Genomic DNA, 17,943 nt, shown 5'->3' on the forward strand with positions numbered 1-17,943 from the left:
CCCCCGCCCGGCGAAAGGAGTCCCGTGACCAGGCTTCACCTGGCCGACCACGTCTTCCCCGTCCCGCTCGACCACACCGACCCAGGCGGCCCTTTCATCGAGGTGTTCGCCCGTGAGGTGGCCGACGCCGCGCGGGCGGCGGAGAACCTGCCATGGCTGCTCTACCTTCAGGGCGGTCCCGGTGGTCGCTCGCCCAGGCCGCTGGGCACGGACGGCTGGCTCGCTCACGCGCTCAGGACGCACCGGGTGCTGCTTCTCGACCAGCGCGGCACCGGCCGCAGCACCCCCGTCACGCCCCGCACCCCTGAGCGGGTCGGCGACCTGGCCGGATACCTGCGGCACTTCAGGGCCGACTCGATCGTGGCCGACTGCGAGCTGATCCGCCGGCGGCTCGGTGTCGAGCGGTGGGAGACGCTGGGCCAGAGCTACGGCGGCTTCCTGACGATGACATACCTGTCGACGGCGCCCGAGGCGTTGAAGGCCTGCTACGTCACGGGCGGGCTGCCCGGCCTGACCGCCACCGCCGACGAGGTCTACGCCCGTACCTACCCGAGGGTCGCGGCCAAGGTCAGGCAGTACTACTCCCGCCATCCCTCCGACACCGGCAGGGTCGGGCGCGTCCTCGACCGGCTGCACGAGGGCGGCGTCAGGTTGCCCGACGGCGACCTGCTCACCCCGCACAGGTTCAGGACGCTCGGCCTGGCCTTCGGCATGGGGAACGGGTTCGATCGGGTGCACTGGCTCATGGAGGACGCCTTCGACGGTGCGGAGCTGTCGCACGACTTCCTCTACCAGGTCATGCAGCTCACCGGCTTCACCGGCAACCCGCTCTTCGCGGTGCTGCAGGAGAGCATCTACGGCCAGGGCGCCAAGCCCACCGCCTGGGCGGCCGAGCGGGCCCTGGCCGACTTCCCCCATTTCGGCCGGCATGCCGACTCCCTGCTGTTCACCGGCGAGATGATCTACCCCTGGATGTTCGAGGAGGTCGCGGCGCTGCGTCCCTTCGCCGAGGCCGCCGACCGGCTCGCCCGCGTGGAGGACTGGCCCGCGCTGTACGACCTCGACCGCCTGGCCGCCAACCAGGTGCCGGTCGCGGCCGTGGTGTACCACGACGACATGTACGTCGACGCGGGCCTGTCACTGGAGACCGTTCAGGCCGTCGGCAACGTGCGCGCCTGGGTCACCAACGAGTGGGAGCACGACGGGGTCACCGCCTCGGGCGAACGCGTGCTCGCCCGTCTCATGGAACTAGCGATCTGAAAGGACTTCCGATGTTGCGTCCGTTAGTGCTGGCGACCGCACTCGCCGCGTCCGTCCTCGCGGTCCCGGCGTCCGCCCACGCCGCCGCGCCCCGCGCCACTGAGACTCGCGCCGCTGAGACTCGCGCCACTGAGACTCGCGCGTGCGCGCTGCCCGGCCGTACCGGCTGGACCGACGAGGGCCACGACACCGACCACCGGCAGTTCCGCGCCGCGACCGGCCGGATCAGGGCCGTCATGCTGTTCGTCGACTTCCCCGACGCGGCCGCCGAGGGCGGCACCGTGCAGTACGCCGATCACTTCGCGCCCGCCGAGAAGTGGCTCGCGGCCGCGTCGTACGGCAGGGCGCGGCTGAGCATCACCCCGGTGCACACGTGGTTCAGGATGCCGCAGGACAGCACCACGTACGGTTTCGACAGGGGGATCAGCTACGAGCAGCACCGGCTCTACGTCCGGCAGGCGGTGGCCGCGGCCGACGCCGAGGTGGACTTCTCCGCCTACGACATCGTCTACATCGTCCCTTCGAGGAACGCGGCGGCGGTGCGGTTCTCACCGACCTACCTGTGGGACCCGGCCCAGAGCGGCGTGGTCGCCGACGGCGCCGAGGTGAAGTGGGGCGTCACGTTCGGCCAGGACATGTGGCGCTGGGGTCACAAGGTGCTCGCGCACGAGACCGGCCACATCTTCGGCCTGCCCGACCTCTACTCCTTCACCGGGCCCGACTACCACCGCTTCGTCGGCGGCTGGGACGTGATGGGGCTGATCAGCGGCCCTTCACCGCAGCCCTTCGCGTGGCACGCGTGGAAGCTCGGTTGGATCTCCGACGGCCAGGTGGCGTGCGTGCCCGCCTCTGGCGGAACCTACCGGCTCACGCCCGTCGAGCGGCCTGGCGGGCGCAAGCTCGTCGTGGTCAGGACCGGCGACACGAGCGCCTACGCCATCGAGTCCCGGAAGGGAAGCGAGTGCTCGGGCGGGATGGTGATCTACAAGGTCGACTCGGCGGTGGCCACCGGAGAGGGGCCCATCCGCGTGATGGACGCCAAGCCTGACGCCGTCCCGCCGGCCGGCTGCCACGCCCTCGACGACGGCGCCTACGGCCCCGGCCAGGTCTTCACCGACGAGTCGGCGAAGGTGCGCGTCGAGGTCAAGGGAGACCTCGTCCGGGTCGATCGGCTCGGTGTCTGACCCTGTATCGACCGGAGTTCGCCATGAGGCGTTCTCCCGATCATCATCTCGTCGGCCGGTGTGGTCTGCCTCACCGGCGCGGCGGCGGCCGCTCCGTCCCCGTCCGGGGACGGGGCGAGCAGTTCCTCAAGCCCATCCGTCAGCTCATCGAATCGGTCAACGCCACCAGGACCGAACTCCTCGGCGCCTTGAGCAAGGTCCGACCGGTCAGGGATACAGCCCGTAACGGAAGGGAACCCGCCAGAGATGTACGCGTGACGCTCGGCCGACGAGGGGAATCCATGGATCCACTGGCTCCAGGCGATCCACAGCAGGTCGGACGGTACCGACTGGGCGGCAGGCTTGGTGCCGGCGGCATGGGCGAGGTCTTCTGGGGGCTGTCGCCGTCCGGCCGGGCCGTCGCCGTCAAGCTCGTACGGCGTGAACTGGGTCGCGACATCGAGTTCCGGCGACGGTTCGCCCAGGAGGTCGAGGCGGCCAAGCGCGTCAGCGGCTTCCACGCCGCCCCCGTGGTGGACGCCGATCCTGACGGCGAGCCCCCCTGGTTGGTCACCGCGTACGTGCCAGGTCCCTCCCTCAGCACCGTCCTCCATCATCACCGCGCGTTGCCCGAACACTCTCTGCATATCCTCGCAGTCGGCCTGGCGGAAGCGCTGGAGGCCATTCATCGCGCCGGAGTCATCCACCGCGACCTGAAACCCGCCAACATCCTGCTGGCACACGACGGCCCGCGCGTCATCGACTTCCGCTGTGCGCCCGCAACCGTGCTGGATCTCCTGAGCGACCCGCTTCTGTACCTCCAACACAGAAACGGCGGTGCCCTGAAGGACACCACCGTTGATCACATTTCCGTAGTACTCGCTTCCGCCCTCGAAGAGCGGTGTTCGAGCAGCACGTCTTGGGTGGAGCTAAGGAGACTCGAACTCCTGACCCCCTCCATGCCATGGAGGTGCGCTACCAACTGCGCTATAGCCCCTGGTCACCGCTCCGAGTCCTCCCGTTGCGGCGCTCGCAGAGCATATAACCTTCCCTCTCGATTCGCATAATCGAGAGTTCGGGCGCCGTTCACCCGCCGCCAGGGAGCGCATGCACGCCCCCCGACGGTCAGGACGCGGCGTCTGGGGTGTCGTCGCTGTTGATCGGCTCGGGCAGCGTGCCCGCGTTGTGCTCGAGCAGGCGCCATCCCTTGCGCCCCTCCTCCAGCACCGACCACGAGCAGTTGCCGAGCCCGCCCAGCGCCGACCACAGTTCCTGCGGCAGCCCGAGCAGGTGGGCGATGCCGAGTCGCAGCGCCGCCCCGTGCGAGGCGACGACCAGCAGGCCGTCGTCGTCGAGCTTGCCCGCCCATCTGCGCAGCGCCGCCCCGACCCGGTCGGCCACCTCCGGCACGGGCTCGCCGTCGGGCGCCTCCCACGAGACGTATTCGGCGGGCCAGCGCTCGGCGATCTCCTCGCGGGTCAGGCCCTCCCACGCGCCGCCACCGCGCTCGCGGAAGGCCTTGTCGACCGAGACGTCGAGGCCGACCAGGCGACCGACCGCGAGCGCCGTGTCGTTGGCCCGCCGCAGGTCGGAGGAGACGATCATGGTGGGCCGCAGCGACGCCAGCAATGAAGCCGCCCTCGCCGCCTGGGCGAGGCCGGTCTCGTCGAGCGGGATGTCGGTGTGGCCTTGGAAACGGTGCTCCACATTCCACAGGGTCTGGCCGTGGCGCAGGCAGACGATCCGCTTGCTCACGTACGGGCCCTCTGGGCGGCCGTCTGGGTGACGCTCTCCGGCAGCGCGATGGCGGGGCAGTCCTTCCAGAGGCGCTCGAGCGCGTAGAAGGTGCGGTCCTCTTCGTGCTGCACGTGAACGACGATGTCGATGAAGTCGAGGAGCACCCAGCGCCCCTCCCTCTCGCCCTCGCGGCGGACCGGCTTGGCATCGCACTCGATGCGCAGCCTGTCCTCGATCTCGTCGACGATGGCGCGCACCTGACGGTCGTTGGTGGCGGAGCAGAGCACGAAGGCGTCGGTGATGACGAGCTGGTCGCTCACGTCGTAGGCGAGAATGTCGTCGGCCAGCTTGTCGGCGGCGGCCTCGGCCGCGACTCTGACGAGCTGAACGGATCTTTCGGATGCTGTCACGATGCGGGTCTGTCCTCCTGTGTGACTACGTGTATAGCCCACGCTTACCCTGATAGTATCCCCGGCCGCCGCTAGATATAGCTCCGCGCCTGCAGGCCGTACATCTCGGCCTAAATCCCGCCGAGCGCCATCGACGACGCGTGGTCGCCCTCCTCCGCCACCCTGCCCTGGTCGAGGACGTAGATGCGGTCCGCCCGGCCACGGCGATGCGCTGCCACTGGCCGCACCCCACCATGACCACCGTGTCCACCCGGCTGGTGCGCCAGGTGAGGGCCAGCATGTCGCGGATCAGCGCGGGCAACCTGCGCACCATCGTGAACAACCCCGACGCGGCGGCCTCCGCGTCGTGCGCCCACCACGACTCTTCCTTCAGCTCGATCCGTCGAGCGTCTCCTCAGACACTCCATGGAGGCTAACCCGCGTGGTAAAGGCCGCGCTTCCCGATGTATTGCACGATTCCGTCCGGCACCAGATACCAGATCGGCTCGCCCTCCGACACCCTGTGCCTGCACTCCGAGGAGGAGATCGCCAGCGCGGGGATCTCGATCAGGCTCACCTTTCCCTCCGGCAGCCCGGGATCGCGCAGCGTGTGCCCCGGCCTGGTGCAACCCACGAAATGGGCGAGCTCGAACAACTCGGAGGCGTCCTGCCAGTCGAGGATCGCCGACAGCGCGTCGGCGCCGGTGATGAAGAACAACTCGGCCTCGGGGCCGTAGATCTCCTTGATGTCACGCAGCGTGTCGATCGTGAACGTCGGCCCCGGCCGGTCCACATCCACCCTGCTCACCGAGAAGCGCGGGTTCGACGCGGTCGCGATCACCGTCATCAGGTACCTGTCCTCGGGCGCCGACACCTCCCTGGCCGCCTTCTGGTACGGCCTGCCCGTCGGGACGAAGACGACCTCGTCGAGATCGAAGTGATGGGCCACTTCGCTCGCCGCGACCAGGTGACCGTGGTGGATCGGGTCAAAGGTTCCACCCATCACCCCCACGCGTCTCTTTCCCTGGACACTGGGCGCGTTCATCATGAAACGGACCTTACGCGGATGCCTCACGCAAGCATTAAGCACCCCCCTTGCTGAGAAACGCGCATCCCACCCGCCGCCGACGTAGCATGCCGGACATGACGACCACCCCGGATCGCAACCGCGTGCAATTGCCCGGCATCTCGTCCCGTGCCTACGAACACCCCGCAGACAGGTCCGCTCTGGTCGCTCTGCGCAAGCTCAGTGGGTTCGACACGGTTCTCAAGCAGATGTCCGGGCTGATCAGCGAGCGCCGGCTGCGCCTTATGTACCTCGCCTCTGCCGTGCGGGTGAGCGAGACACAGTTCCGCTCCCTGTACGACATGGGCCGCGACGCCGCCTACATCCTTGACCTGCACCGGGTCCCTGAGATCTACGTTCAGCAGGATCCGCAGGTCCAGGCCAAGGCGATCGGCTTCGACGACCCGTTCATCGTGGTGACGACGGGTCTGCTGAACCTCATGAACGAGGAGGAGCAGCGCTTCGTCATCGGCCACGAGACCGCGCACATCCTGTCGGGCCACGCCGTCTACCGGACGATGCTCGACATCCTCACCCGCCTGGCCACCCGCGTGGCCTGGATCCCGCTCGGCTACATCGGCCTGCGCGCGATCGTGGCGGGCCTCGAGGAGTGGTATCGCAAGTCGGAGCTGTCCGCCGACCGCGGCGGCCTGCTCACCGGGCAGGACCCGGAGGCCGCCAAGCGCGCGCTGATGAAGCTCGCCGGCGGCGACTACACCAACGAGATGAACATCGAGGCCTTCCTGGCCCAGTACCAGGAGTACGACACCGCGGGCGACCTGCGGGACGGCTTCCTGAAAGTCCTCAACCTGCTCGGCACCACCCACCCCTTCGCGGTGGTCCGCGTCGCCGAGCTCGACAAGTGGCAGCGCAGCGGCGAGTACGAGCGCATCATCGGCGGCGACTACCCTCGCCGCGAGGACGACTCCAACGCCCGCGTCACCGACGAGGTCAAGGCGGCGGCCGAGTCCTACCGCCGCTCCTGGTCGGAGTCCCAGGACCCGTTCATCGGCGTCCTGCGCGACGTCGCCGAGGGCGCGGTCAACGCGGGCGAGCGCATCTTCAACCGCTTCTCCCGCCGCGACGGCAACTGACCAACACAACCACGAAAAAGGTCTGGAAGTGAGATCTTCCAGACCTTTTCCATGCGCACCTCACGCCTCTACTGTCGCGCACCATGAGATCATCTTTCGCCATGGCGGCGCTGGCCTGCGCTGTCATGCTTCCCCTTTCCGGTACGGCCACCGCCGCGACCGCGAGTCCCATCGACGACGCCAAGCTCATCGCGAACCCTCTCTACGAGGCAGGACCGCTGCCCGCGACGTCGTGCACGGAGAAGCCGATCAAGCGCAACGACAAGGCGCTGGCCCGCGCCTACATCAACGGCGTCGTGGCATGCCTGGACCGCACATGGGGACGGCACCTCAAGGCCGCGGGGCTGCCGTTCCGCAAGATCACCGTGAAGCACGTGGCGAAGATCCCGAAGAAGTACTGCGGCTACGACATCGGAGACTCCAACTCGCAGAGCTACTACTGCCCCAAGACCGGCACGCTGGTCTTCCAGCTGGGCGCGGACTGGCTCGATGACGCCGGAGACATGTGGCTGTTCAACATGACGGCCGCCATGTACGGCATCCACGTACAGAACCTCGTCGGCATAGAGAAGGCCTATCTGAAGCTGACCTACGCCAACAAGAGCGAGATGTATGAGCAGGACCGGCGGGTCAACCTCCAGTCCGACTGCCTGGGTGGCGCGTTCGTCCGGAGCGTGTGGCCGATGAAGGGCCGCTCCGCGGAGGACTGGCAGGTGGTGCTGGGCTACACCCAGACGGGCGGCGACGAGCCGGGAGAACCCCGCTGGCTCGGCAAGGGCAGCACCCGCGTGGCCTGGACGAAGAACGGTTACGCCGAGGGCGACCCCGCGGCGTGCAACACCTGGGCCGCCGAGCCCGCCGACGTGGCCTAGAGCAGGAGGGCGATCGCGCGGACCGCGGCGGCGCAGAGGGCGACGAAACCGCCCAGGACCGCCAAGGCGCGCAGACCCTCCTTGCGCAGGTCGGGCAGGTGGGTGCCGACCCGCTCGACCTCCCTGCCGGTGATCGCCCCGCACAACACGCCGAACACGACGCCCGCCGCGGTCACCGGCGCGGGCTGCTGCCACCAGTCGGGCCCGAGCTCGCCGCCCGCCACCATCCACAGCACCCCGCCGGCCGCCGCGGCGACCGGCAGCCCGGGCCAGCCCGCCGCGGTGAGCGCCGATCCGGCGAGCGCGACCGGGAACAGCAGCACCCGCAGCGACACCCGCACCCGTTTCGAGGTGCGCTTCCTCACCATCCAGTGGCCGGTCCACACGGTGCGCACCAGCACCACGAACACCCCGGTGATCGCCACGCCCGCGATCGGCCAGATCACCGTCGCCACCACGCACGGCACCGCCAGCACCGCCAGCAGGAGCAGGGCCGCGTTACCGGCGGGCAGGGTGGTCGAGGCCGCCTCCGCCCGCGCGGCCGGGGTCCGCCTGACCCGCGCCGCCCTGGCCTGCGCTCGCGCCGCCGCCTTGCCGTCGTCGGTGGCGCGGCTCCGGGAGGCGCCCGGCATGCGGCTCCGGACGAGCTTCGGCTCCTCCGCCGCCCGCGCGCGTGCCGTTTTCGGCTCCTCGGCGACCCGTCCGCGCCCTGTCTTGGCGTCGTCGGCCACGCGCGACCTGACGACCTTGCCCTCCTCCAGGGCCCTGGAGCGGCCGGCCTTGCCGTCCTCGCCGCTCCTGGACCTGCCCGCTTTCCCGTCGTCGGGAATCCTGGGTCTGACCTGCTTGCCGTCGTCGGGAATCCTGGGTCTGACGGGCTTGCCGTCGTCGGGGGTTCTGGGCCTGACCGGCTTGCCGTCGTCCGGGGCGGGGCGCGGCCTGACGACCTTGCCCTCCTCGCCCGCCCTCGGCCGGACCGCCTTGCCGTCCTCCACGACTCGCGGCTTGACGACCTTGGGCTCCTCGGCCTTGCCTCTGGCGGCCTTGACCTCCTCGTCGGCGCGAGTCCGCGCCGCCTTGGCCGCGTCGGCCGCCCTCCCCCTGAGCGCCTTCACGTCGTCGTCCGTCGCGGCGACCGTGGCCCTGGCGAGCCTGGCCAGCCGGTCGGCCAGCAGCGCGGCGGTGGGCCGCTTGCCCGGCTCCCTGTTGAGCGCGGCCCGCACCAGCGGCAGCAGCCCTGCGGGCACACCCTTGAGGTCGGCCTGGCCGTTGAGAACGGCGTACATCTGCGCCTCGACCGTGCCCCGCCCGAACGTGGGCCGCCCCGTCGCGGCGAAGGCCACGGTCGCCGCCCACGCGTGGACGTCCGCGGGCTCGCCCACGTGCTCGTCGGCGAACAGCTCGGGCGCCGCGTAGCCGGGCGTGCCGAGGAAGGTGCCCGTCATCGTCAGCCTGGTGGCGTCGATGACCTGCGCGATCCCGAAGTCGATCAGCACGGGTCCTTCGGCGCCCATGAGGATGTTGGCCGGCTTGAGGTCTCGGTGGATGACTCCCGCGGCGTGGACGATCGCCAGGGCCGCCGCCACCCCCTGCGCCACCTCCACCAGGTCGGCGCCGCGCAGCGGCCCGCTGCGCCGTACCCGGTCGAGCAGCGTGTCACCCTCGATGTGCTCCATCACCAGGTACGGCCTGGCGCAGCCGAGATCGGCGTCGAGCACCCGGGCGACGTACGGGCTCTCGACCCTGCGCAACGCCCGTACCTCGCGCTCCAGGCGGATGCGCGAGGCGGAATCCTCGATCAGGTCGTGAAGCACCTTGAGGGCGACGTGCTCACCCCTGCGGGTGCTGGCGAGATACACCTCACCCATGCCGCCACGGCCGAGCCGTTCGAGCAAGGTGTAAGGCCCGACCTTGCCGAGCTTGCTCACGCTCCCTCCCCGCTCGGCGCGCCCATAAGGGGCACAACCTTAGCGGTGCGCCGCCCGTTTACGTTCGCGGCGCGCCGGTCATCGATGGGAAGTGTCGGACAGCATCGCCTCGAGCCCTGTCGTGGGCTCCTCGGCGAGCTTCTTACGGCCTTTCCTGCGCCAGTTGATATGTCCGCGACTCTCCAACCACAGCAGCAACCGGTCGGCGGCGAACAGCACCACACCCGCGAAAATGATCGCTATCACCAATGCCATGGAGGCCAGTCAAACCATGAACGGGGTCCGGTGCCAACTCAGACACGCGTCTCAGCCGCCGGAGGCCGGGATGACCGTACCCTTTGACGTGCGAAGATGCCCTTCTCCGGTGTAGACCCATTTGGTAGAGGTCAGCTCGGGAAGACCCATGGGTCCGCGCGCGTGGAGTTTCTGGGTGGAGATGCCGATCTCGGCGCCGAACCCGAACTCGCCACCGTCGGTGAACCGGGTGGAGGCGTTGACCGCGACGGCGGCGGAGTCGACCCGCTGGACGAACCTGCGGGCGGCTCCCTGCGAGCGGGTGACGATCGCGTCGGTGTGGCCGGAGCCGTACTTCCTGATGTGGGCGACCGCGGCCTCCAGCGAGTCGACGACGGCGGCGGCGATGTCGAGCGACAGATACTCGGCGTAGTAGTCGTCCTCCGTCGCCGGAACCACCCCGCCGTGGGCGGCCACACGCTCGTCACCGTGGACGGTGACACCCGCCTCGGACAGCGCCGCCAGCGCCATGGGCAGGAAGCGCTCGGCCACGTCCACGTGGACGAGGAACGTCTCGGCCGCGTTGCACACCGAGGGCCGCTGGGCCTTGGCGTTGACCAGGATCTGCACGGCCAGATCGAGGTCGGCGTCCGCGTCGACGTACACGTGGCAGTTGCCCACGCCTGTCTCGATCACCGGGACGGTCGACTCCTCGACCACCGAGTTGATCAGTGAGGCGCCGCCGCGCGGGATCAGCACGTCGACCAGGCCGCGTGCCCGCATCAGCTCCTTGACCGAGTCGCGGGTCAGCCCGGGCACCAACTGGACGGCTCCGGCGGGCACCTCGGTCGCCTCCAGCGCCTCCTGCATGATCCTCACAAGCGCGGTGTTGGAGGAGTAGGCGCTGGAGGAGCCGCGCAGCAGGACCGCGTTGCCGCTCTTGAGGCACAGCGCGGCGCCGTCGACGGTGACGTTGGGACGGCCCTCGTAGATGATGCCGATCACGCCGAGCGGCACCCTGAGCTGGCGCAGCTCCAGCCCGTTGGGCAGGGTGCCGCCGCGCACGACCTCGCCGACGGGGTCGGGCAGTTCGGCGATGTCGCGTACGGCCTGCGCGATGGCCTCGATCCTGGCCTCGTCGAGCCGCAGCCGGTCGATCATCGCCTCGGAGGTGCCGCCCTCGCGCGCCTTGTCGACGTCGACGGCGTTGGCCTCGATGATCTCCTTGCCGTGCTCGACCAGAGCGTCGGCGACGGCGCGCAGTGCCCTGTCCTTGGCCGCCCGCGGCAGCGGGGCCAGCTCGGCGGCGGCCTCGCGTGCCGCGCGGGCAACCTTCAGGAACTCCTCGGACATCGCGCCCGTCCTCTCTCCGCGTCTGTCAGCTGTGGGACTCCAGTATGACGATGTCGTCACGGTGGATGAGCTCACGTTCATATTCCGGACCGAGCTCGCTGGCCAGCTCCTTCGTCGAGCGCCCAAGGAGCCCGGGGATCTCCACGGCGTCGAAGTTGACCAGCCCGCGGGCGACCACCCGCCCGCGGGGCCCGCACAGGTCGACGGGGTCGCCGGCGGCGAACTCGCCCTCCACCGACACCACGCCCGCGGGCAGCAGCGACTTGCGCCGCGAGACGACCGCCTCGACCGCGCCCTCGTCGAGCGTCAGCCGCCCGCGCCCGGTGGTCGCGTGCGCCAGCCACAGCAGTCTGGTGCCCGGGTGGCGGCCACCCGGGTGGAAGAACGTGCCGACGTCGGCTCCGGCCAGCGCCTGCGCGGCGTGCGCGGCCGCGGTCAGCACCACTGGCACACCCGCTCCCGTGGCGATGCGCGCGGCCTGCACCTTGGTCACCATGCCGCCCGTGCCGACGGCCGCGCCGTTCTTGCCGAGCTCGACACCCGCCAGGTCCTCGGGGCCGCGCACCTCGGCCAGCCTCGTGGAGCCCGCGCGCGAGGGCGGCCCGTCGTACAGCGCGTCGACGTCGGACAGCAGAACCAGCGCGTCGGCGTGGATGAGGTGCGCCACCAGGGCCGCCAGGCGGTCGTTGTCGCCGAAGCGGATCTCGTCGGTGGCCACGGTGTCGTTCTCGTTGACGACCGGCATGATGCCGAGCTCCAGCAGCCGGTTGAGCGTGCGCTGGGCGTTGGCGTGGTGCGAGCGGCGCATCATGTCGTCGGCCGTCAGCAGCACCTGGCCGACGCGCATGCCGTACCTGGCGAAGGAGGAGGTGTAGCGGGCGACGAGCACGCCCTGACCGACGGAGGCGGCGGCCTGCTGGGTGGCCAGGTCACGCGGACGTGCGGTCAACCCGAGCGGGCCGAGCCCCGCGGCGATCGCGCCGGAGGAGACCAGCACGATCTGCGTGCCGGTACGGCGCCGCGCCGACAGCACGTCGACCAGCGCGTCGACCCGGTCGACGTCGATGACGCCCTGGGGGGTGGTGAGCGAGGAGGAGCCGACCTTGACGACGACCCTCGACGCTGAGCTGATCTGTTCCCGCACGTCCTGACCCTATCCGGCGCCCGCTGTGCGGCCCGGGACTCCCCCGAGCCGTGCGGACACCTTACCGCTGTCCGCGATCATGAACTCAGCCGAGCCTGTTGTCGGTGCCTCGCGGCCCCGTGTGAATGGACTCGGCGTTGAGCGTCGGCTGCCAGTCGAAGATGTAGCCGTCCTCCATGGACCCGATGACGACCTCGGCGCCCGCGACCGCGCCCGCCTTGACCAGCTCCTCCTCGACACCCAGCCGCTCCAGGCGGTCGGCCAGGTAGCCCACGGCCTCGTCGTTGGTGAAGTCGGTCTGCCTGATCCAGCGCTCCGGCTTCTCTCCGGTGACCTGGAACAGGCCGTCGTTGACCTTGCGGACGCTGAAGCCGGTCGTGCCGAGCTGCTTCGGCCGCAGCACCAGCCGCGTCGGCTCCTGGACCGGCTTGCTGGCGCGCGCCGCGGCCACCCACTCGCCCATCGCGAACGTGAACTCCCGCAGCCCCTCGTGCGTGGCCGCCGAGATCGTGAACACCTTCAGCCCGCGCGACTCCAGGTCGGAGCGCACGATGTCGGCCAGGTCACGGGCGTCGGGCACGTCCGCCTTGTTCAGCACGACCATCCTGGGCCTGTCCTCGAGCTGGCCGTAGGCGTGCAGTTCGGCCTCGATCACCTCGTAGTCGGTGATCGGGTCGCGTCCCGGCTCCATGGTCGCGCAGTCGATGACGTGCACGAGCATGTCGCACCGCTCGACGTGGCGGAGGAACTCGTGGCCGAGCCCCTTGCCCTGCGACGCTCCCGGGATGAGCCCCGGCACGTCGGCCACGGTGAACACCGTCTCCCCCGCGGTGACCACGCCGAGGTTCGGGATCAGCGTCGTGAACGGGTAGTCGGCGATCTTCGGCCTGGCCGCGCTCAGCGCCGCGATCAGCGACGACTTGCCCGCGCTGGGGAAGCCCACCAGCGCCACGTCAGCGACGCTCTTGAGCTCCAGCACCACGTCGAGCGCGTCGCCGGGCTCGCCGAGCAGCGCGAACCCCGGAGCCTTCCGCTTCGCCGTCGCCAGGGCGGCGTTGCCGAGACCGCCGTGACCGCCCTCGGCGATCACGTAGCGGGTGCCGGCGCCGACCAGATCGACCAGCACCTCGCCGGTCTTCGCGTCCTTGACCACGGTCCCGTTGGGGACCGGCAGCACCACGTCACCGCCGTTGGCGCCTTCCCTGTTGCTGCCCTGTCCCTGCTTGCCGTTGGCGGCGCCGCGGTGCGGGCGGCGGTGGTAGTCGAGCAGCGTGGAGGTGTTGGCGTCGACCTCCAGGATGACGTCACCGCCCCTGCCGCCGTTGCCACCGTCAGGGCCGCCGAGCGGCTTGAACTTCTCCCGGTGGACGGACGCGCAGCCGTTCCCGCCATCACCGGCTTTGATATGCAGGATCACCTGATCCACGAAATCCGCCACAGCCCGCTCTCCATCCCGTCCGGGTCTTCTTCGTTGTCTGGTACGGCAAGCCGACGCGAGCCCACCCTGCCCACGTGGCCGGCGTCCCTCCAGGGAGACGCTCCTCCAGCGCGCGTGGCCGGCCGCCGTCACGCGGCCCGCCCCCGCCGCTCACCGGGATCCCCGGTGAGCCGCTCGCCCTCTGCGGGCCTGTCGCCGTTCACTGTCGTGGCTCGTCCGGCCGGTCACGCGGTCCGCGTGGCCGCCGTCTGTTCCGCCGCTCGCGTGCCGTACCGGACCTCGCAGGGCCCGGGAACGCGAACAAGGGGTGGACCATGACGATCCACCCCTTGCTACAACGCCTGTCGGCGGCGGATTTACTCCGCGACCGGGACGATGCTCACGGCGCGACGGCCGCGCTTGACGCCGAACTGCACGTGGCCGGCGGCCAGCGCGAACAGCGTGTCGTCGCCACCACGGCCGACGTTGTCGCCGGGGTGGAAGTGGGTGCCGCGCTGGCGGACGATGATCTCGCCCGCGTTGACCAGCTGGCCACCGAAGCGCTTGACGCCCAGGCGCTGGGCGTTGGAGTCACGGCCGTTCCGGGTGGACGACGCGCCCTTCTTGTGTGCCATCTCTCAAACTCCCGATCAGGCCTGGTTGATACCGGTGATCTTCACCTGGGTGTACCGCTGGCGGTGACCCTGGCGCTTCTTGTAACCGGTCTTGTTCTTGTACTTGAGGATGCGGATCTTGGGGCCCTTGGTCTCGCCGAGAATCTCGGCGCTGACCGTGAACTTGCCCGCCTCCGTGGTCACGTCGCCGTCGTTGACGACGAGCACCGTCGGCAGCGAAACCGAAGAACCGACCTCGCCGGCGACCTTGTCCACCTCGAGGACGTCACCGACGGAGACCTTCTGCTGCCTGCCGCCGCAACGAACGATCGCGTACACCGCGGAACCCTTCTGCTGACTCTCTGAATGCTGCGCCCGGCATTCGATCACTGTCTGGAACCGACGAACCGAGTGGGCGCGCGAACAGGGCGCGTCACTGGACGCACCGATTGACTAGGTTACCGGATTAGCGGCCCCCGGTCGAACCGGCTGGATCGTCGGACAAGTCGGCCGTTCCCGCCGGCGCTCCACCCGTTCAAGGGCAGGTCACGCCGTGCCTGGAGGGCCGGCTCGGTTGGCGCCCCGCCGGAGCGGGGCGCCGCCGAAGACGGCGCTAGTCGGCCGACTTGGCTCGGCGGGAGCGTCGCCGCCCCCTGCCTGAAGTCTGGTTCGCCTGGTCGTCCTCCGTGCCCGGAACGTCATCAAGCGCACCGGTCACGGTATCACGGCTCAGGGAGTCGTTGGCCGCGGAGACCTTCTCCGCGACCGCCTTCTCGATGGCCATCTTGCCCTGCGTGCCGCGCGGCTCCGGCTTGCCCTCGACCGGCTCGGAGGAGACGATCAGGCCACGCCCGTTGCAGCAGTCGCACGGCGTCGAGAAGGCCTCCAGCAGGCCCTGACCGACCCGCTTACGGGTCATCTGGACCAGGCCGAGCGAGGTGACCTCGGCGACCTGGTGCTTGGTCCTGTCGCGGGCCAGGCACTCCAGCAGCCGCCGCAGCACCAGATCGCGGTTGGACTCCAGGACCATGTCGATGAAGTCGATGACGATGATGCCGCCGATGTCGCGCAGCCTGAGCTGGCGGACGATCTCCTCGGCCGCCTCCAGGTTGTTGCGGGTGACGGTCTCCTCGAGGTTGCCGCCCTGGCCGGTGAACTTGCCGGTGTTGACGTCGACGACGGTCATCGCCTCGGTGCGGTCGATCACCAGCGAGCCGCCGGAGGGCAGCCACACCTTGCGCTCCAGGGCCTTGGCCAGCTGCTCGTCGATCCGGTACGACTCGAAGACGTCGCCTTCCTCGTCCCAGCGCGACAGCCGGTCGGCCAGGTGCGGCGCGACGTACTTGACGTACTCGTCGACCGTCTCCCACGCGTCCTCGCCCTGCACGACCAGCGAGGTGAAGTCCTCGTTGAACACGTCGCGGACGACGCGGACGGTCAGGTCGGGCTCGGACGACAGCAGCTCAGGAGGGCTGGCGGACTTGGCCTTCTTCTGGATGGCCTCCCACTGCGCCGACAGCCTGGCCACGTCACGGCCGAGCTCCTCCTCCGAGGCGCCCTCGGCGGCCGTGCGCACGATGACGCCGGCGTTCTCGGGCATGACCTTCTTCAGGATGCTCTTGAGCCGCGTGCGCTCCTTGTCGGGCAGCTTGCGGCTGATGCCGGTCATCGACCCGTCAGGCACGTACACGAGGTAGCGGCCGGGCAGCGAGATCTGGCTGGTGAGCCTGGCGCCCTTGTGACCGAGGGGGTCCTTGGTGACCTGCACCAGCACCGACTGGCCCGACTTGAGCGCGGCCTCGATGCGCTTGGGCTGTCCCTCCAGGCCCGCGGTGTCGAAGTTGACCTCGCCGGCGTACAGGACGGCGTTGCGGCCCTTGCCGATGTCGACGAACGCCGCCTCCATCGAGGGCAGCACGTTCTGCACCTTGCCGAGGTAGACGTTGCCCACGTAGGACTGGCTGGCCTCGCGGTTGACGTAGTGCTCGACGAGGACGCCGTCCTCCAGGACCGCGATCTGGGTGCGGTCGCCGTGGCGGCGCACCACCATCATCCTGTCGACCGACTCGCGCCGGGCCAGGAACTCCGACTCGGTGATGATCGGCGGCCTGCGGCGGCCCAGCTCGCGCCCCTCGCGGCGGCGCTGCTTCTTGGCCTCGAGCCGGGTGGAGCCGCGCACGCTCTGCACGCCGTCGGCGGAGGTGTCGAGCGAGCTCGACCTGCCCGCGCGCGGCGCGCGGATGCGCACCACCGTGTTCGGCGGGTCGTCGCTGGAGGGCTCGGGGCTCTCGTCGCCGCCCCTGCGCCGCCTGCGCCTGCGGCGCCGCGACCCCGTCGACTCCTCCTCGTCGGCCTGCGACTCCTCGGCCTCCTCGCCGCCGTCGGCGGCCTCCTCGTCCTCTTCCTGCTCGTCGGAGTCGCCCGCGTCCTCGTCGCGCTCACGCGACTTGCCGCGGCCCCTGCCGCCCCTGCGGCGACGACGGCGACGGCTGCCGCCGTCGTCCTCGGTCTCGTCGCCCTCGGTCTCGTCCTCGGTCTCGTCGACGTCCTCGGCGCTCTCCTCGTCGAACAGCGCCTCGGCCTCGTCGGCCGCCTGCGGCTTGACGGGCTGCGCGGGCTCGACCCTGACGGGCTGCGCCTGGCTGGGGTCGGGTGCCTGGAACAGGGGCGTGAAGACGGCGGCGGGCCGCTGGAAGGTGGTACCGGGCTCCTGCGCCGCCTGCGCGGAGACGCCGAACGGGTCCGCGAACAGCGCGGGCCTGCCGACCGGCTCCTCGTCGAGGTCCTCGCCCGCCGGCTCGTCGTCGAGCGGCTCGCTCTCCGGCAGCGTGTCCACCAGCTCGGCGGCCACGACGGCCTCGACCGGCGACTCGGGCTCAGGCTCGGGGGCCGCCTCGGCCTTCTTGCGGGTACGGCGCCGCTTCGGCGCCTCCTCCACGGCAGCCGCGTCCCCGCCTTCGGGCACGCCCGCGGATTCGCCCGCGGCGGCCTCCTCGGCCGCCTGAGCCTCTTCCGCGGCCTTCTTGGTGGTACGGCGGCGCGTGGCCGTCGTGGCGGTCGACCTGGACCTGGTGGCGCGCTTGGGGGCGGGCGCCTCGACGGCCTCGGCCACGGCCTCCTCGACCACGCTGGCCGTCGCGCCGGCGCCTTCCGTGGCGTCGCGCCCTGAAGTGCCGGACGCCGCGCCGTTGGAACCCGCGGCGTCGGCCGCCGGGCCGTCGGATCCCGTGCCGCCGGACGCCGTGCCGTTGGACTGGGCCGCGGCCGCCTCGGCCGGGGCGGAAAAACCGGTTGACGCCGGCCCCGCCGGGCCGGAAGCCTGCGTGGTGACGACTACCGTGGGAACATCGTCGATCTCCGGCGGCGGCCCCGCGGGCCTGCTCGCCGAGCGCCGGCGCTTCGGCGCGGCAGTCTGTTCTGTTGTTTCCCCGTCGGGGCCATGGGCCCCGGTACCGGGCTCGTTGTCGAGCATGCGGGCGCTCTCCCGTCAGCTCCCGGGCGCGTCGCCGCGCCGCGCAGGAGCCCTCGTGTCTCGTTGTCCGTCCGCGCCTGCGAAGGCATGGACGCCAAGTCCTGTCAGCGGTCGAGCCCTCCGAACCCCGCCACCGTGCGGGGCTCGCAAAGCTCTCCCTTCTCGTGTGAGACGCGGGACCGCCATGTCACGTTCGTGCC

Annotated in this window: 16 protein-coding genes, 1 tRNA gene and 1 pseudogene; 6 read left to right on the top strand and 12 right to left on the bottom strand. The window is 70.4% G+C overall.

What is annotated here, in order from left to right:
* Window positions 1-24: 24 nt before the first annotated feature.
* From ACFSKW_RS48725 to ACFSKW_RS48735, 3 genes and pseudogenes are all read left to right on the top strand, one after another.
* Window positions 25-1,260 carry an alpha/beta fold hydrolase gene (locus ACFSKW_RS48725; RefSeq protein ID WP_379581598.1) on the top strand — a complete coding sequence of 412 codons (1,236 nt, stop codon included), beginning with the start codon at window positions 25-27 and terminating at the stop codon, window positions 1,258-1,260.
* Window positions 1,261-1,271: 11 nt separating this feature from the next.
* Window positions 1,272-2,444, top strand: a complete 1,173-nt coding sequence (locus tag ACFSKW_RS48730) for a M6 family metalloprotease domain-containing protein (RefSeq protein WP_379581600.1) — start codon at window positions 1,272-1,274, stop codon at window positions 2,442-2,444.
* A 356-nt stretch (window positions 2,445-2,800) separates the two neighbouring features.
* Window positions 2,801-3,139, top strand: a pseudogene (locus ACFSKW_RS48735) (protein kinase domain-containing protein); the annotation flags it as partial.
* Between the two features lie 208 nt (window positions 3,140-3,347).
* Here the strand turns inward: ACFSKW_RS48735 and ACFSKW_RS48740 are convergent.
* From ACFSKW_RS48740 to rsfS, 3 genes are all read right to left on the bottom strand, one after another.
* Window positions 3,348-3,420, bottom strand: a tRNA-Ala gene (locus tag ACFSKW_RS48740).
* A gap of 128 nt (window positions 3,421-3,548) precedes the next feature.
* The gene (locus ACFSKW_RS48745; RefSeq protein ID WP_379581602.1) at window positions 3,549-4,178 is read right to left on the bottom strand and encodes a histidine phosphatase family protein; all 630 of its coding nucleotides are present in this window, start codon (window positions 4,176-4,178) and stop codon (window positions 3,549-3,551) included.
* Window positions 4,175-4,570: a ribosome silencing factor gene (gene rsfS / locus ACFSKW_RS48750; RefSeq protein ID WP_379581604.1), complete on the bottom strand. Its 396-nt coding sequence runs from the start codon at window positions 4,568-4,570 to the stop codon at window positions 4,175-4,177. The genes ACFSKW_RS48745 and rsfS overlap by 4 nt, the downstream gene beginning before the upstream one ends.
* A gap of 242 nt (window positions 4,571-4,812) precedes the next feature.
* On the opposite strand from rsfS, the gene ACFSKW_RS48755 reads away from it, so the two are divergent.
* Complete coding sequence (locus tag ACFSKW_RS48755) at window positions 4,813-4,986, top strand: hypothetical protein (protein ID WP_379581606.1); 174 nt, start codon at window positions 4,813-4,815, stop codon at window positions 4,984-4,986.
* Here the strand turns inward: ACFSKW_RS48755 and nadD are convergent.
* On the bottom strand, window positions 4,983-5,597 hold the full coding sequence (gene nadD / locus ACFSKW_RS48760; RefSeq protein ID WP_379581608.1) for a nicotinate-nucleotide adenylyltransferase: 615 nt from the start codon (window positions 5,595-5,597) through the stop codon (window positions 4,983-4,985). The genes ACFSKW_RS48755 and nadD overlap by 4 nt on opposite strands.
* Window positions 5,598-5,683: 86 nt before the next feature.
* On the opposite strand from nadD, the gene ACFSKW_RS48765 reads away from it, so the two are divergent.
* Window positions 5,684-6,709 (top strand): M48 family metallopeptidase, encoded by a 1,026-nt coding sequence (locus tag ACFSKW_RS48765; protein ID WP_379581610.1) that lies wholly within the window; start codon window positions 5,684-5,686, stop codon window positions 6,707-6,709.
* Between the two features lie 83 nt (window positions 6,710-6,792).
* Window positions 6,793-7,581, top strand: a complete 789-nt coding sequence (locus ACFSKW_RS48770) for a neutral zinc metallopeptidase (protein WP_379581612.1) — start codon at window positions 6,793-6,795, stop codon at window positions 7,579-7,581.
* On the opposite strand, the gene ACFSKW_RS48775 is transcribed toward ACFSKW_RS48770, so the two are convergent.
* From ACFSKW_RS48775 to ACFSKW_RS48810, 8 genes are all read right to left on the bottom strand, one after another.
* Entirely contained in the window at window positions 7,578-9,509 is a 1,932-nt protein-coding gene (locus ACFSKW_RS48775; RefSeq protein ID WP_379581614.1) for a serine/threonine-protein kinase, read from the bottom strand. The genes ACFSKW_RS48770 and ACFSKW_RS48775 overlap by 4 nt on opposite strands.
* Before the next feature lie 78 nt (window positions 9,510-9,587).
* The gene (locus ACFSKW_RS48780; protein ID WP_379581615.1) at window positions 9,588-9,764 is read right to left on the bottom strand and encodes a hypothetical protein; all 177 of its coding nucleotides are present in this window, start codon (window positions 9,762-9,764) and stop codon (window positions 9,588-9,590) included.
* Window positions 9,765-9,815: 51 nt separating this feature from the next.
* Window positions 9,816-11,096, bottom strand: coding sequence for a glutamate-5-semialdehyde dehydrogenase (locus ACFSKW_RS48785; RefSeq protein ID WP_379581617.1), 1,281 nt, complete (start codon window positions 11,094-11,096; stop codon window positions 9,816-9,818).
* 25 nt (window positions 11,097-11,121) lie between these two features.
* Window positions 11,122-12,240: a glutamate 5-kinase gene (gene proB / locus ACFSKW_RS48790; protein WP_379581619.1), complete on the bottom strand. Its 1,119-nt coding sequence runs from the start codon at window positions 12,238-12,240 to the stop codon at window positions 11,122-11,124.
* Window positions 12,241-12,325: 85 nt separating this feature from the next.
* Complete coding sequence (gene obgE / locus ACFSKW_RS48795; protein ID WP_379581621.1) at window positions 12,326-13,678, bottom strand: GTPase ObgE; 1,353 nt, start codon at window positions 13,676-13,678, stop codon at window positions 12,326-12,328.
* Between the two features lie 356 nt (window positions 13,679-14,034).
* Window positions 14,035-14,292, bottom strand: a complete 258-nt coding sequence (rpmA, locus tag ACFSKW_RS48800) for a 50S ribosomal protein L27 (protein ID WP_012893687.1) — start codon at window positions 14,290-14,292, stop codon at window positions 14,035-14,037.
* Between the two features lie 15 nt (window positions 14,293-14,307).
* A complete protein-coding gene (rplU, locus tag ACFSKW_RS48805; protein WP_184973140.1) occupies window positions 14,308-14,610 on the bottom strand; it encodes a 50S ribosomal protein L21 in 303 nt (100 codons plus the stop codon).
* A 274-nt stretch (window positions 14,611-14,884) separates the two neighbouring features.
* Window positions 14,885-17,743, bottom strand: coding sequence for an Rne/Rng family ribonuclease (locus tag ACFSKW_RS48810; protein WP_379581623.1), 2,859 nt, complete (start codon window positions 17,741-17,743; stop codon window positions 14,885-14,887).
* Between the last annotated feature and the right edge of the window lie 200 nt (window positions 17,744-17,943).

This window comes from Nonomuraea mangrovi, from assembly GCF_042681425.1.
In the GTDB taxonomy this organism is placed as follows: domain Bacteria; phylum Actinomycetota; class Actinomycetes; order Streptosporangiales; family Streptosporangiaceae; genus Nonomuraea; species Nonomuraea mangrovi.

Bases quoted from the DNA above. Each gene is read 5' to 3' on its own strand.
- rpmA (WP_012893687.1), bottom strand. From the start codon at position 14,292: ATGGCACACAAGAAGGGCGCGTCGTCCACCCGGAACGGCCGTGACTCC.
- ACFSKW_RS48765 (WP_379581610.1), top strand. From the start codon at position 5,684: ATGCCGGACATGACGACCACCCCGGATCGCAACCGCGTGCAATTGCCC.
- ACFSKW_RS48770 (WP_379581612.1), top strand. From the start codon at position 6,793: ATGAGATCATCTTTCGCCATGGCGGCGCTGGCCTGCGCTGTCATGCTT.
- ACFSKW_RS48730 (WP_379581600.1), top strand. From the start codon at position 1,272: ATGTTGCGTCCGTTAGTGCTGGCGACCGCACTCGCCGCGTCCGTCCTC.
- ACFSKW_RS48785 (WP_379581617.1), bottom strand. From the start codon at position 11,096: ATGTCCGAGGAGTTCCTGAAGGTTGCCCGCGCGGCACGCGAGGCCGCC.
- nadD (WP_379581608.1), bottom strand. From the start codon at position 5,597: ATGATGAACGCGCCCAGTGTCCAGGGAAAGAGACGCGTGGGGGTGATG.
- ACFSKW_RS48780 (WP_379581615.1), bottom strand. From the start codon at position 9,764: ATGGCATTGGTGATAGCGATCATTTTCGCGGGTGTGGTGCTGTTCGCC.
- ACFSKW_RS48810 (WP_379581623.1), bottom strand. From the start codon at position 17,743: ATGCTCGACAACGAGCCCGGTACCGGGGCCCATGGCCCCGACGGGGAA.